This window comes from Sphingomonas paucimobilis NBRC 13935 (genome assembly GCF_000739895.2).
GTDB classification, from domain to species: domain Bacteria; phylum Pseudomonadota; class Alphaproteobacteria; order Sphingomonadales; family Sphingomonadaceae; genus Sphingomonas; species Sphingomonas paucimobilis.
The window spans coordinates 89,691-101,944 of the sequence record NZ_BBJS01000007.1 but is presented as its reverse complement, the minus strand read 5'-3'; the positions used below and the strand labels follow the sequence as shown (position 1 = coordinate 101,944).

The following is a 12,254-nucleotide window of genomic DNA, read 5'->3' as shown; positions in this document are numbered from 1 at the left end:
GCGGTTACTCCGCCGGAACCGTGCTCTGGTCAAAGAACAGCGCCTGACTGATCGCCGCCTTCACCGTCGAACGCTGGAAGGGCTTGGTGATCAGGAAGGTCGGCTCGGGCCGTTCGCCGGTCAGCAGCCGCTCGGGGAAGGCGGTGATGAAGATCACCGGCACCTCGAACTCGGCCAGGATGTCCTTGACCGCATCGATGCCCGAGCTGTCATCGGCCAGTTGGATATCGGCGAGGACCAGACCCGGCCGATCTTCCATCGCCAGCGCGACGGCTTCGTCACGGGTCACGGCGACGCCGGTCACTTCATGGCCCAGGTCGCGCACGATCGTCTCGATATCCATTGCGATGATCGGCTCGTCCTCGATGATCAGGACACGCGCCCGGGTCTGCTTCTCGATCTCGGCCAGCGCCTCGGACACGAGATTCTCAACCTCGCTCGGCTCGACATCGATCAGATAGGCCGCGTCCTCGGGCGTAAAGCCTTCCATCGCGGTCAGCAACAGTGCCTGGCGCGACAGCGGGGTCATCCGGGCAAGACGAGCGCGAGCCAGACCTTCATTGCCGTCGGCATCGACACCGTCATTGTCCAATTCATCATAATTGGCCGAAGACCAGATGCCCTGGAACATGCGGTACAGGCCCAGACGGGGATCGACGTCGCGCGGAAACTGATCGGGAGCCGCCACGATCGCCTCCAGCGTCGCGCGAACATATTTGTCGCCGTGCACCTGGCTGCCGGTCAGGGCCCGGCCATAGCGCCGCAAAAAGGGAAGATGGGGCGCAAGCTGCTGTCCAAGCGACATGGGTAATAATCACTCCCTGAGGTAATCGCGGGTACTCATGTGCTGGCCCCCGCGGCCGTTTTCAATGCCGTTTCCGGAAATCCCACAGGGCGCGCCGCGGACGAACGCCCCCGATGGAATTTTCGTATCGCAGCGGGAACCAACAAGATCGAATTTGGTTTCATCGCCACATCAACTATGGCTTTGGCGTTTCGCCGACTGGCGGCATCCAAGCCTGCCATTGCGTCGGTTGCCCCGCTAGTGGGTCATGCAGGGGGATATTTTGAGTTTGGGCAACAAGACGAAGAAGACGCCTTCCTCGACGCCGGTCAAGGGTGTGGAGAAAGATGCCGGCTCGGCTCTTCGCCAAGCCTATCAGAAGACCGTCGACGAAAAAATTCCAGACGAGATGCTTGACCTTCTCAGCAAGCTGGACTGACGTCCGGCTGCATGGCCAGCACTCCCCCCCAAGCCGCTGAACTCGAAGCGACCGAGCGCGTCCGCCCGCCTTCCCCGCGCCTGACCACCGGTGCGCGGCTGGTTTTGGTGCTGGGCAGCACGCTGCTGGTCCTTGCCGCCATCGCGGTGTTCGCCACGCTGCAGACGACCCGGCTGGCCGATAGCGAGGCCAGCGGCCGGTTGCGCATCGCCGCCAACGAGGATGCCCGCGCGATCGCCGTCGAGCTGATGGGCGACATGACCGCGCTGCGCGTCGCGGTGCGCGCACTGGGCCAGGACCCGCTCGACGCGCCGAGTTGCGCCCGTGCGCAAGGCGTCTTTGCCCAGCAATCGCTGACCGGCGCACGCTTTCTGATTACCGATCGTGCCGGGCGGACACTGTGCGGCGATCCCCTTCCCGCCGCGCTGCCCACTCCGTCCGATGGTTCGCCGATCGCGGCCGACCTGCTGCCCGGTCAGGGTCTGGTGCTTTCCGTCGCCAGCCATGATGGCCGCGCTCAGGCACGCGCTTTCTTCCCCCTCGCCTTTCTTCGCTCGCTGATCGATCAGAACAGCCATAGCACGCCGATCGAAAGCGTTCTGGAACTGGACGGGGAGTCGCTGGCGATCGAGCGGATCGCGAGCCAGGGCCCGTTGGAGCGCATGAAGACGATGCGCACCGAACTTGGCATTGCCGGGCTCGTCCTGCGCACCTCGGCACCCAGCGCGCCGATCACCTCCTCGCTGATCGTCGCCCTCGCACTGCCACTGCTCATGTGGCTGGCGGCGGTGCTGATCGGCTGGGTCGTGGTCGACCGGTTGCTGATCCGCCCGCTGCGCCAGTTGCGCGGCATCGTCGCCGCCTATCGCCCCGGAGAGACGCTGGACATCTCGCAGGTCGAAGCCGCACCGGCGCAGGAAATCCGCGATCTCGCCGAAACCTTCGAGGCGATCACCCAGACCGTGGCGACCCATGAGGCCGGGCTGGCCGAGGGCCTGGTCCGCCAGACCAAGCTAACGCGCGAAGTCCATCACCGGGTGAAGAACAATCTTCAGGTCATTTCCAGCCTGATCAACTTCCATGCGCGCGGCGCGACCGGGCCGGAGGCGATGGCGGCCTATGCCTCGATCCAGCGACGCGTCGATGCGCTGGCGGTCGTCCACCGCCATCATTTCGCCGAGCTTGAGGATAATCGCGGGCTGAACCTGCGCACGATGATCGGCGAGCTGGCCGCCAATATCCGCGCCACGGCCCCCGAGGGCGCGTCCGGCATCGGCATCTCGCTCGACGTCGCGCCGCTGCTCGTGAACCAGGATGTCGCGGTCGCGGTCGCCTTCCTGGTCACCGAGATGCTGGAACTGGCGATGAATTGCGATTCCGCCGCGCAGATCCGCGTCGCGATCAAGCCAACCGAGGATGAAGGCCGGGCGGTGGTTCGCGTCGTATCGCGGGCGCTGGTGGAGACCGACCGCCTGCGCGAACTGATCGGCAAACGCTATGGCCGGGTGATGGAGGGATTGGCGCGCCAGCTTCGCGCGCCGCTGCATCACGACCCGCTGACCGGCGCCTATGAGATCGCCATTCCGATCGTCGGCCGGGATTAACTTCTTCCCCGAAAAAGATTCGCAGGTCTGCAAATTTCGGGGAACCCATGGCCCGGCAGTGGGTTTTGATCTTCGGATAGCGAACTTATGCCCCCCCGCTCTCGCTGTCCAAGACATAGGCCTGGAAGCGTCCACCCTCCCCCCCCCCGGTGACGCTTCCAGGCCTTAATCATTTTTCCGCCCATCGCCGAACTTGTCCGTGACAGAGCCGGAACGAAAAGGTTTGCCGCGCATTGGGCCGGAACGGGTTTTGTCAAAAGGAGACACGGAATGCGCAAGCTCATGGGTCTGGCCATCGTCGCCGGCGCGCTGTTGGTCAGCGCTTGCAACACGGTTGAAGGCGTCGGCCGCGATGTCAGCTCGGCTGGCAATACGGTGGCCAAGACGGCTGACGACGCCAAGTAAGCCTCTCACCCGGCTGAACGCATGAAAGGGCTCCGGCGGTATCCGCCGGGGCCCTTTTCCTTTTGGGGATAGCGTTTCCCTTGGCCTTCGACTTACTCAAGCCCAACGGAAGTACGTCTAGAGTCTGGAGTCCGCCCCCCCCCCCCGACCTCCGTTCAGCCTGAGCGAAGTCGAGGGCCACGCCTCACCATAAAAAAAGGCCCCGACTTTCGCCGGGGCCCCTCATCCGCCATCTCGACCGCATCAGGCGACCGCGTCGGCATCCGTCTCTTCGGCATCGCTCTGCCTGGCCCGGCTGCGCTCGGTGAACCAGATGCCGATGATCGCCAGTTCGTAGAGGATGATCAGCGGCACTGCGAGCAGGATCTGCGACATCAGATCGGGCGGAGTCAGCACCGCCGCAATGGCCGTCGCCGCGACAATGGCATAGCGCCGCGCACCGATGAGCTGCTTGCGGGTCACGATCCCGGCCCGCTCCAGCAGCATCAGCAAGACCGGCAGCAAGAAGGCCAGGCCGAAAGCGAACAGGAACTGCATCACGAAAGACAGGTAATTGCCGATCGCCGGCAGCGCCTCGCGCTTCACGCCGCCGACCATGCCGTCAAAGCCCAGCAGGAAGTGCAGCGCCATCGGGATGGCGATGTAATAGGCCATTGCCGCGCCCATCAGGAACAGCACCGGCGTCGCCAGGAGGAAAGGTAGCAGCGCCTTCTTTTCCTTGCGGTACAGGCCCGGCGCGACGAACTGCCACAGCTGGTTGGCGATCACCGGAAAGGCAATCATCATCGCGGCGAAGAAGGCGACCTTCACCTGAACGAAAAACGCCTCGAAAATCTCGGTATAGATGACGGTGCCCTGCCCGGCCGCGAGCAGCGGCCTGGCGAGGAAGCCGAAGATTGCTTCCGAGAAATACATCGACACGCCAAAGGCGATGCCGATCGCGACGATGCAGTAGAGCAGACGGCGGCGTAGCTCGATCAGATGCTCGAGCAACGGCGCGCGGCTGGCGTCGATCTCGTCATGTTCACTCACGACGACGCCCCTTCATTGGCGCGCGGCGCATGGGGTTCGACAGGCGCGGGGCCGACGACGGGCTTTTCCACCATCACCGGGCGGTCGCTATGATCGCCATGGTCCGTGCCGGCTTCACCCGCCGCATGAGGATCAGGCAGCGCCGGGATGGCCGGATGTGCATGGTCGACGGACGTAGCGGGAACCGCGTCGCTCACCGCCGGGGGCGTATCGGCGGCATGCTCGCGCATGATCCGCTCATTCTCCGCCGCCCAGCGCTTTTCCATCTCCTCCAGCTCGGCCTCGCGCACCATGTTGTCGAAGCCCTGGCGGAACTGGCGGGACACGCCACGCGCCTTGCCCACCCAATAGCCGACGACCCGCATCGCCTTGGGCAGGTCCTTGGGACCAATGACGACCAGCGCCACGATGGCGACGAGCAGGAACTCGCTCGAGTCGATGTTGAACATGGAGATCCGGTATTATCTGGTGGACCGGATCAACGATCGTCGCGCACGCGCTCGCCGTCACGATCGAAGGCGGGCTCGGCCGACTTCTGCGCCTCGATCCGTGCCGAGGGCTTGGCCGGCTTTTCGTCTTCCTCCGCCATGCCCTTCTTGAAATTCTTCACACCCTTGGCGACGTCGCCCATCAGGTTCGAGAAACGACCGCCGCCGAGCAGAAGAATGGCAACGATGGCAAGGACAAGAAGGTGGATCGGGCTAAAGCTGCCCATGGCACGTCTCCTGGAAATCTATGGTCTATCTAGGTCTTGGCATCGCCAGCGGCAATGGTCGAGGGATGCGGGACAAGCCCCGATCAGGGATGCGGAGCCGTGCCTGCGCATTGTGACGTAGCGGTGACGCAAAAGAAAGCTCATTCGCCATCCGGCGGGGCCATCGCCTCGGCTTCGTCCTCCAACCTTTCGAGCGCGAGATCGACGGGATCGAGCAGCCCGGCGGCGCGCAGATCCTCGATCCCCGGCAGGTCGCGGCGGCTGGTCAGCCCGAAATGCTGCAGAAAGGCCGGCGTCGTCGCATAGATGAGCGGCCGCCCCGGCACCTCGCGCCGGCCGGCGGGGCGCACCCATCCCGCCTCCATCAATACGTCGAGCGTACCCTTGGAGATGGCGACGCCGCGGATCGCCTCGATCTCGGCGCGGCTGACGGGCTCGTGATAGGCGATGATCGCCAGCGTCTCGATGCCTGCGCGCGACAGGCGACGTGCCTCTTCGCGATCGCGGCGAAGCAGGTGGGCGAGATCGGGAGCGGTCTGGAAATGCCAGCGATCGCCGCGGCGAACCAGCGCGATACCCCGGCCGCGATATTGCGCCTCCAGCGTCTCCAGCGCGACGCGAATGGCCGCATTGTCGGTCCCGGCGACATAGGCGCGGATCGAATCGATGCCCATCGGTTCGGTCGAGGCGAACAACACCGCTTCCACGGCGCGCACCGTCGGGTCGAGGTCGCTCATGCCGGCTGACGGATCAACAGCGGCGCAAAGGGTTCGGCCTGGCGCAACTCCACCTTGCCCTGGCGTGCGAGTTCGAGGACCGCCAGGAAGCTCGAGGCCAGCGCCGATCGGCGCAGCCGCTCGCTGCCCTCGGGCAGGAAGGTTTCGATCGCCGACCAGTCGACACGAGCCCCCACCAGCATCGACACGCGCTCCAGCGCGGCCTCCAGCGTCATCACCTGCCGATCGGCGACGACATGCATCACCGGCCGGGTTCGGGCATTGATCCGGCCATAGGCGGAGATCAGGTCGTAGAGTTCGGCCTGCCATAGCGCTTTGCGCTGCACCGCCAACCCTTCCGGCGCGCCCCGCGCGAAGACATCGCGCCCCAATCGGTCGCGCGCCATCAGCCGTGCGCCCGCCTCGCGCATTGCCGCCAGTCGTTCGAGCCGGAGTTGCAACCGCAGCGCCAATTCTTCCGGATCGGGCTCCTCCTCGGGCTGGCGGGGGAGCAGCAGCGCGGATTTAAGATAGGCCAGCCACGCCGCCATGACGAGATAATCGGCCGCCAGCTCCAACTGCATCCGCCCCGCCCGGTCGACGAAGCGCAGATATTGCTCGACCAGCGCGAGGATCGAAATCTGGCGCAGATCAACCTTTTGCGAACGGGCCAGCGACAGCAACAGGTCGAGCGGACCTTCCCACCCGTCCAGATCGAGCGTCAGCTGTTCCCCCGTCATCGTGCGGTCACCTTATCCCGCCGCGCCCCGGTTGGCGAGGGCCCTATGATCGGGTCGCCATCAAAATAAAAATCGGTTATCATTCATAGATCAGACTCGGGAGAGGATGGATGTTCATTCGTTACGGAATGTTGCTGATCGCGGCGGCAAGTCTTCCAGCCCAAGCAAAGCCTTCCCGCACGGAGACATGGGGCAAGCCTCAAGTGTCGTTCGAACAATATCGACGCGATGCCGTCGAATGCGCGACGATCGGTTATTTCCGCGACGTCTCGCAGGACGAACCCGCCAAAAAATTCATTCGCGGTTTCCAGACTTATGACAATGGCCTCAACATGCCGGTGTGGAACGGTGCTGGAGGACCGCCCATGGCGATGACCAGCACGCGCGATTCCGTGCTGATGATGAATCCCGATCAGCGATTGAAGGAGGTTCAGGCCGTTCAAGTCGGCGATGTCGAACGCTGCCTGACCGAGCGGGGCTATGCCAAATTCACGCTGACCGACAGGCAGGATCGCGAACTCAAACGCTATCCCAAAGGTAGCGATGCACGGCGGCAATTCCTGTATCGGCTGGCGTCGGCGGCTCGCTGATCGACAGGGTGATCATTCCCCACCTGCAAGGAGATCGTCCCAAAATTTTTCACACCATCCCGGCGAAGGCCGGGATCTAGTTAGGGAAGCGTCGGTACGTCATTCCAATGGTGCTGTAACTGGACCCCGGCCTTCGCCGGGGTGGAACGTGAGGGAAGATGGGCTTTCGCCACGATCCCCCACACAGGCAAGCAGGCCGGGCTGCCCGACAGGTGGCCTCTTGGGCCTAACCGGCCAAGGACAATAGGGCATCCCGCCGCGCGATCAGCTCGGCAAAGTCCCCCTCGCCCGGCCCCACACTCGCCATGGCCCGATCGAGCCGAGTACGCGCCGCCTCAGTGATCGACGGCACCCGGCCGGCGATCTCGACCATCTCGTCCATCCGGGCCCAGCAATCGAGGACTAGGTCGCACCCCGCCGCCAGCGCCCCCGCCGCCTTTTCGCCGGCGGTGCCGCTCAGCGCCTTCATGTCGATATCGTCGGTCATCAACAGCCCGTCGAACCCGATACGCTGGCGGATGATCCGGTCGATGACGATCGGAGACAGCGTCGCGGGGCGATCGGCATCCCAGGCCTCGAACACGATATGGCTGGTCATGCCCATCGGTGCGGCAGCCAGCGTGCGGAAGGGTTCGAGGTCGACCGCCAGCTCCGCCTCGCTCGCGGTGACGGTGGGCAACAGGTGATGCGAGTCGACCAGCGCGCGCCCATGCCCCGGCATATGCTTGACCACGCCGACGATGCCGGCCGCCGCCAGCCCCTCCAGCATCGCCCGGCCGAGCGCCGCGACCTGCATCGGCTCGGCGCCATAGGCCCGGCTGGCGATCGCCTCGGTGGTGTCGGCTTGCGCGACGTCGAGCAGCGGTGCGCAGTCGACGGTGATGCCCACTTCGCGCAGCATCAGGCCCAGCGCCTGGCCATTGGCACGCATCGCCTGAATCGCCGACATCGGCGCGATGTCATAGAGTTTGGCGAAGGCCGGACCAGCGGGAAAGGCCAGCCATTCGGGCGGACCCATCCGCGCGACGCGGCCGCCCTCCTGGTCGATCAGGATCGCCAGATCGTCCCGCCCCGCCAACGCCCGCAGATCGTCGGTAAGCGCACGGACCTGCGCGCGATCGACGATATTACGCTTGAACAGAATATAGCCCGCCGGCTCGACCGAGGCGAACAACGCCCGCTCATCGGGGGTCAGCACCGGGCCCGACAGGCCGAAAATCACGGGGATCATGACAGGCTCCAGCCCCCGACCCTAAATGGGCCAGGGGCATGATCGATCAACTGGCGACGAAGCAGCTTTCGCCGGCGACGCGCAGGCGGCCACAGATATCGGCGGCCTGGTTGGCGCCGCCAGCGTTCACGCGCAGACGATACAGCGTCTTGCCGTTCGCGGCGACCGGCTGCACGACCTTGCCCAGCGCCGCGACATAGGAGAAGCGCTTCGAGAAGCGGTCCCAGGCGGCATTGGCCGAAGCCTCGCTGGGATAGGCGCCGAGCTGCACCATCGAGCCGCTGCCCGACGACGTGGTCGGAGCCGGCCGCGCGGCGGTGACCGGTGCCGGCGCGACGAGCTTGCCGCCCGATTCGGGTACCTGCGCCACGGCGTTGCGACCGCCATTGGGCTCGCTCGGCTTCTGCACGACGCGGGTGCCATTCATCGGCGCCTCAGGGACCGCGCGCAGGTCGATCGCCCCGGTGCCACCGGCCTTGCCCGCGCTGGTGGCGATCGCGGTATCGCCCTCGCCCTTGACCTTCAGGCCGCCGGGATCGGACGGACGAACCTTATAATCCCCCTCGGGCGCGGCGATCAGCGCACCGTCGCCGTCACTGGCGGCCCGATGCGCCTGCCATTTGTAGAAGCCGAAGCCGATCGCAGCCAGGATGGCGAGCCCGATGATGACCAGCGCCACGACCTTGCCGATGCCGACGCCCTCGGGCTCGTCGGGCTCGACCGTCTCCAACCAGGGGAGCCGATCCTCCTCCGGCCGGTCATATCCGCGCAGATCCATCTCTTCCGCCATCACTTCATCTCCGACACAGCCTCAACGCCCATTAGCGCCAGACCGTTACGAATGACTTGCCCGATCCCCTCGCTGAGGAAAAGACGCGCGCGCGTCACGGCGGCGTCCTCCGCGATCAGGAAGCGGCGATCGGGGCGATCATTGCCGACATTCCAGGCCGCGTGGAAGGCCGCCGCCAGATCATAGAGATAGAATGCGATACGATGCGGCTCCCGCGCGACCGCCGCCGTCTCGACGATGCGCGGGAATTGCGCGGCCAGCTTCACCAGCGCGATATCCTCGGCATCGAGCAGCGACAGATCGGCATCGCCCCCTTCGATGCCCGCCTCGGCCGCGCGGCGCTTGAGCGAGGCGATGCGGGCATGGGCGTATTGCACGTAGAAGACCGGATTGTCCTTCGATGCCTCGACCACCTTGGCGAAGTCGAAATCCATCTGCGCGTCCGACCGCCGGGTCAGCATGGTGAAGCGCACCACGTCCTTGCCGACTTCGCGTACCACATCGGCCAGCGTCACGAAATTGCCCGCGCGCTTGGACATCTTCACCGGCTCGCCGCCGCGCAGCAGGCGGACCATCTGGACGAGCTTCACGTCGAACTTGGTCTTGCCGCCGGTCAGCGCCTCAACCGCCGCGACGATCCGCTTGACGGTGCCCGCATGGTCGGCACCCCAGATGTCGATCAGCTGATCGGCGGTCTGCGCCTTCTGATAGTGATAGGCGAGGTCGGCGCCGAAATAGGTCCAGGCGCCATTCGACTTCTTGATCGGGCGATCCTGATCGTCGCCGAACTGGCTGGAGCGGAACAGCGGCAGCTCGACCGGCTCCCAATCCTCGGGCGTCTCGCCCTTGGGCGCTTCCAGCACGCCGTCATAGACCAGACCGCGCGAACGGAGTTCCGCCTCGGCCGCCTCGGGCTTGCCTGCCGCCTGCAACTCGGCTTCCGAGGAAAACAGGTCGTGATGAATGCCGAGCAGCGCGAGGTCTTCGCGGATCATCGCCATCATCGCCGCGACCGCACGGGTGCGGAACAGGACCAGCCATTCGCTCTCGGGCGCGTCGACATAAGCGTTACCGAACTCGGCAGCGAGCGCCTCGCCCACCGGCTTCAGATATTCGCCCGGATACAGGCCTTCCGGAATCTCGATCGTCTCGCCGAGCGCCTCGCGGTAGCGGAGGTGTGCCGAGCGGGCGAGGACATCCACCTGGCCGCCGGCATCATTGACATAATATTCGCGGATGACCTTGTGGCCCGCAAACTCCAAGAGCGTGGCGAGCGCGTCGCCCACCACGGCGCCCCGGCAATGGCCCATATGCATCGGCCCCGTCGGATTGGCCGAGACATATTCGATATTGACCGTCACGCCCTCCCCGCGCGCCGAACGGCCGTAATCACCGCCCGCCTGCGGGATCGCGGCCAGTTCGTCGCGCCATGCCGCCTTGGTCAGCCGCATGTTCAGGAAGCCCGGCCCCGCGACCGAGACGCTCTCCACCTCGTCCAGCTTGCCCAGCTCGACCGCGATCGCCTCCGCCAGTGCGCGCGGATTGGTGCCCGCAGGCTTGGCCAGCACCATCGCGGCGTTGGTGGCGAGGTCGCCGTGGCTCGCATCACGCGGCGGCTCGACCGTGACGTTGCGGCGATCCAGCCCGCCGGGCAACGTGCCGGCGGCAACCAGCGTGTCCAGCGCCGCATCGATATGCGCGGCAAAGCGGGTGTAAAGCGTCATCACATCGTCCGATCGGGGTAGCAAAGCGTTGCGCTCTAGCGAAATCGGACGCCCGCTTCAAATCATGGCGTACGCCCCGCCGGAACGATTGCAGCAAGTGCAATCACGCGGAATGCCTTTGAAGTTGCCGCCCATGCTGCGCTGCAATATTCGGTATACGAAAGTTAAAGCGCGGAAAACGCGCGAGAGGACCTGATCCGGCTCAACGCACATGCGGGAGTGTCGATCATGCGCAAGACCATTCTGATCCTGGCCGCGGCCGTTGCCGCCATTCCGACCATCGGCGCCGTGGCGGCCGAAGGCGAGCAGCGTTTCGTTCACGAAGGCCAGACCTATGTCTACACTCGCTCGGTCGAGAGCGGCCATCCGGTAATCGAGGGCCACCGCTATCCCGGCGGCGAGCCGTTCCGCTTCATCGTGCGCGGCCACCGTGTGACCGGCTATACCGGCACCACACCGGTATCGTTCAGCACCGACGAAGCCAAGGGCGCGCTGGGCGCGGGCATCGAGACCAGCGCTCGCTGATCCCCCCCTTGTTTGCAAAGGATTGGCCCATCCCAATTTGGGGTGGGCCAATCCGTAAGGGCTTTCGCCGAGCCGGTTCACCAGCGTGGTTTGACCGCACTCCATTCCAAGAAGGCCGGGTCAGGTGCTGACGATACATAGGCCATCAGGATTTCCCGCGCCTCTTCGAACGTGAATACGTCGTGCTTTAGCGCCCGTTGAATCGTTTCGGTGTCCTTATGCACGGCGTATAAGCGACCATGCTCAGGGGCTTCGGCTTTTCCGATAGCATAGTCGCCATCCCGAAAGACGATATAAAGATAGCCACTGGTCTTGGTCTCAACTTTGAGCGAGCTCCCGGGGGCAACGCCGATCAACAGATCGTGAAGCAGATCGGACGTCACGGCGCGGTTTAGCTTTTCATCGCCTACAGACAAGACGAGACCCGGCATGACCGTCACCGCACGTGATTTCGCTCGAAGCGATTGCCCCGATCCACCTACAGCATCGCTCAAATAGCGCACGAGCGGGTCCGCCTGACGGCGGTCACGATGGGCCATCCACCATAAAAAAGGCACACCGCCAAACACGATCGCAGCAAGCAGCAGCGGATCGCCAAAACCCGTATCTTCCTTGCGGATCGCCCCCAGCAGAGCGGAGATGCCCATAAACGCCCACAGTGTTATAAAGGCGATGCCATTAAGGTCGGAACCAGCCCGGCCGCGCAGCCGCGTTTGATCGCCTTCCTGCGAGATGATGCCGAACACCATCGGCCCAGATCGATTGACCATCGAGAACCAAAGGCAAAACAGAGGCCCCACCACCCAACCCCGCGCGCCGTTCCGGGGTTCGAATAACGGCTTCAGGCCGGCCCTGATACGCCCTTGAGTCTCCGCCATAGAATAGGGTGCCAATAGATCGACGCGATAGCCAAACGGCTCGAACGGCATAATTCATTGCCCTTATCCGTGGCTTGCCAC

Annotated in this window: 15 protein-coding genes; 5 read left to right on the top strand and 10 right to left on the bottom strand. The window is 64.7% G+C overall.

Annotated elements, in window-relative coordinates; translation table 11 throughout:
- Positions 1-4: 4 nt before the first annotated feature.
- Positions 5-805: a response regulator gene (locus SP6_RS01960; RefSeq protein WP_007405405.1), complete on the bottom strand. Its 801-nt coding sequence runs from the start codon at positions 803-805 to the stop codon at positions 5-7.
- Positions 806-1,052: 247 nt separating this feature from the next.
- Between SP6_RS01960 and SP6_RS21180 the strand changes: the two genes are divergently transcribed.
- From SP6_RS21180 to SP6_RS01950, 3 genes are all read left to right on the top strand, one after another.
- Positions 1,053-1,223 carry a NepR family anti-sigma factor gene (locus tag SP6_RS21180; RefSeq protein ID WP_158005320.1) on the top strand — a complete coding sequence of 57 codons (171 nt, stop codon included), beginning with the start codon at positions 1,053-1,055 and terminating at the stop codon, positions 1,221-1,223.
- A gap of 11 nt (positions 1,224-1,234) precedes the next feature.
- The gene (locus SP6_RS01955) at positions 1,235-2,827 is read left to right on the top strand and encodes a sensor histidine kinase (RefSeq protein ID WP_007405384.1); all 1,593 of its coding nucleotides are present in this window, start codon (positions 1,235-1,237) and stop codon (positions 2,825-2,827) included.
- Positions 2,828-3,097: 270 nt separating this feature from the next.
- Positions 3,098-3,232, top strand: coding sequence for an entericidin A/B family lipoprotein (locus SP6_RS01950; protein ID WP_007405456.1), 135 nt, complete (start codon positions 3,098-3,100; stop codon positions 3,230-3,232).
- Between the two features lie 243 nt (positions 3,233-3,475).
- On the opposite strand, the gene tatC is transcribed toward SP6_RS01950, so the two are convergent.
- The 5 genes from tatC to SP6_RS01925 form a co-directional block, all read right to left on the bottom strand.
- Positions 3,476-4,264, bottom strand: coding sequence for a twin-arginine translocase subunit TatC (tatC, locus tag SP6_RS01945; RefSeq protein WP_007405376.1), 789 nt, complete (start codon positions 4,262-4,264; stop codon positions 3,476-3,478).
- A complete protein-coding gene (gene tatB / locus SP6_RS01940; protein WP_007405389.1) occupies positions 4,261-4,713 on the bottom strand; it encodes a Sec-independent protein translocase protein TatB in 453 nt (150 codons plus the stop codon). Before tatB ends, tatC begins: the two co-directional genes overlap by 4 nt.
- A 29-nt stretch (positions 4,714-4,742) precedes the next feature.
- Positions 4,743-4,979 (bottom strand): Sec-independent protein translocase subunit TatA, encoded by a 237-nt coding sequence (locus tag SP6_RS01935; RefSeq protein WP_007405493.1) that lies wholly within the window; start codon positions 4,977-4,979, stop codon positions 4,743-4,745.
- Positions 4,980-5,119: 140 nt separating this feature from the next.
- Complete coding sequence (scpB, locus tag SP6_RS01930) at positions 5,120-5,716, bottom strand: SMC-Scp complex subunit ScpB (protein WP_007405394.1); 597 nt, start codon at positions 5,714-5,716, stop codon at positions 5,120-5,122.
- Positions 5,713-6,435, bottom strand: coding sequence for a segregation and condensation protein A (locus SP6_RS01925; protein ID WP_007405402.1), 723 nt, complete (start codon positions 6,433-6,435; stop codon positions 5,713-5,715). The genes scpB and SP6_RS01925 overlap by 4 nt, the downstream gene beginning before the upstream one ends.
- Before the next feature lie 203 nt (positions 6,436-6,638).
- Here SP6_RS01925 and SP6_RS01920 point away from each other — a divergent pair, with 203 nt between their 5' ends.
- Entirely contained in the window at positions 6,639-7,025 is a 387-nt protein-coding gene (locus tag SP6_RS01920) for a hypothetical protein (RefSeq protein WP_007405353.1), read from the top strand.
- 226 nt (positions 7,026-7,251) lie between these two features.
- Here the strand turns inward: SP6_RS01920 and nagZ are convergent, their stop codons facing one another.
- The 3 genes from nagZ to argS are packed head-to-tail and all read right to left on the bottom strand — an operon-like array spanning position 7,252 to position 10,770.
- On the bottom strand, positions 7,252-8,256 hold the full coding sequence (nagZ, locus tag SP6_RS01915; RefSeq protein WP_007405471.1) for a beta-N-acetylhexosaminidase: 1,005 nt from the start codon (positions 8,254-8,256) through the stop codon (positions 7,252-7,254).
- A gap of 46 nt (positions 8,257-8,302) precedes the next feature.
- Positions 8,303-9,046 carry an SPOR domain-containing protein gene (locus tag SP6_RS01910; RefSeq protein WP_037568899.1) on the bottom strand — a complete coding sequence of 248 codons (744 nt, stop codon included), beginning with the start codon at positions 9,044-9,046 and terminating at the stop codon, positions 8,303-8,305.
- On the bottom strand, positions 9,046-10,770 hold the full coding sequence (gene argS, locus SP6_RS01905) for an arginine--tRNA ligase (RefSeq protein WP_042468366.1): 1,725 nt from the start codon (positions 10,768-10,770) through the stop codon (positions 9,046-9,048). Before argS ends, SP6_RS01910 begins: the two co-directional genes overlap by 1 nt.
- A gap of 228 nt (positions 10,771-10,998) precedes the next feature.
- On the opposite strand from argS, the gene SP6_RS01900 reads away from it, so the two are divergent.
- Positions 10,999-11,295, top strand: coding sequence for a hypothetical protein (locus SP6_RS01900; RefSeq protein ID WP_037568897.1), 297 nt, complete (start codon positions 10,999-11,001; stop codon positions 11,293-11,295).
- A gap of 77 nt (positions 11,296-11,372) precedes the next feature.
- Here the strand turns inward: SP6_RS01900 and SP6_RS01895 are convergent, their stop codons facing one another.
- Positions 11,373-12,224 (bottom strand): hypothetical protein, encoded by an 852-nt coding sequence (locus SP6_RS01895; RefSeq protein ID WP_007405472.1) that lies wholly within the window; start codon positions 12,222-12,224, stop codon positions 11,373-11,375.
- Positions 12,225-12,254: the final 30 nt, after the last annotated feature.

Bases quoted from the DNA above. Each gene is read 5' to 3' on its own strand.
- SP6_RS01960 (WP_007405405.1), bottom strand. From the start codon at position 805: ATGTCGCTTGGACAGCAGCTTGCGCCCCATCTTCCCTTTTTGCGGCGC.
- SP6_RS21180 (WP_158005320.1), top strand. From the start codon at position 1,053: ATGCAGGGGGATATTTTGAGTTTGGGCAACAAGACGAAGAAGACGCCT.
- SP6_RS01955 (WP_007405384.1), top strand. From the start codon at position 1,235: ATGGCCAGCACTCCCCCCCAAGCCGCTGAACTCGAAGCGACCGAGCGC.
- SP6_RS01950 (WP_007405456.1), top strand. From the start codon at position 3,098: ATGCGCAAGCTCATGGGTCTGGCCATCGTCGCCGGCGCGCTGTTGGTC.
- tatB (WP_007405389.1), bottom strand. From the start codon at position 4,713: ATGTTCAACATCGACTCGAGCGAGTTCCTGCTCGTCGCCATCGTGGCG.
- SP6_RS01935 (WP_007405493.1), bottom strand. From the start codon at position 4,979: ATGGGCAGCTTTAGCCCGATCCACCTTCTTGTCCTTGCCATCGTTGCC.
- scpB (WP_007405394.1), bottom strand. From the start codon at position 5,716: ATGAGCGACCTCGACCCGACGGTGCGCGCCGTGGAAGCGGTGTTGTTC.
- SP6_RS01925 (WP_007405402.1), bottom strand. From the start codon at position 6,435: ATGACGGGGGAACAGCTGACGCTCGATCTGGACGGGTGGGAAGGTCCG.
- nagZ (WP_007405471.1), bottom strand. From the start codon at position 8,256: ATGATCCCCGTGATTTTCGGCCTGTCGGGCCCGGTGCTGACCCCCGAT.
- SP6_RS01910 (WP_037568899.1), bottom strand. From the start codon at position 9,046: ATGGCGGAAGAGATGGATCTGCGCGGATATGACCGGCCGGAGGAGGAT.
- argS (WP_042468366.1), bottom strand. From the start codon at position 10,770: ATGACGCTTTACACCCGCTTTGCCGCGCATATCGATGCGGCGCTGGAC.
- SP6_RS01900 (WP_037568897.1), top strand. From the start codon at position 10,999: ATGCGCAAGACCATTCTGATCCTGGCCGCGGCCGTTGCCGCCATTCCG.
- SP6_RS01895 (WP_007405472.1), bottom strand. From the start codon at position 12,224: ATGCCGTTCGAGCCGTTTGGCTATCGCGTCGATCTATTGGCACCCTAT.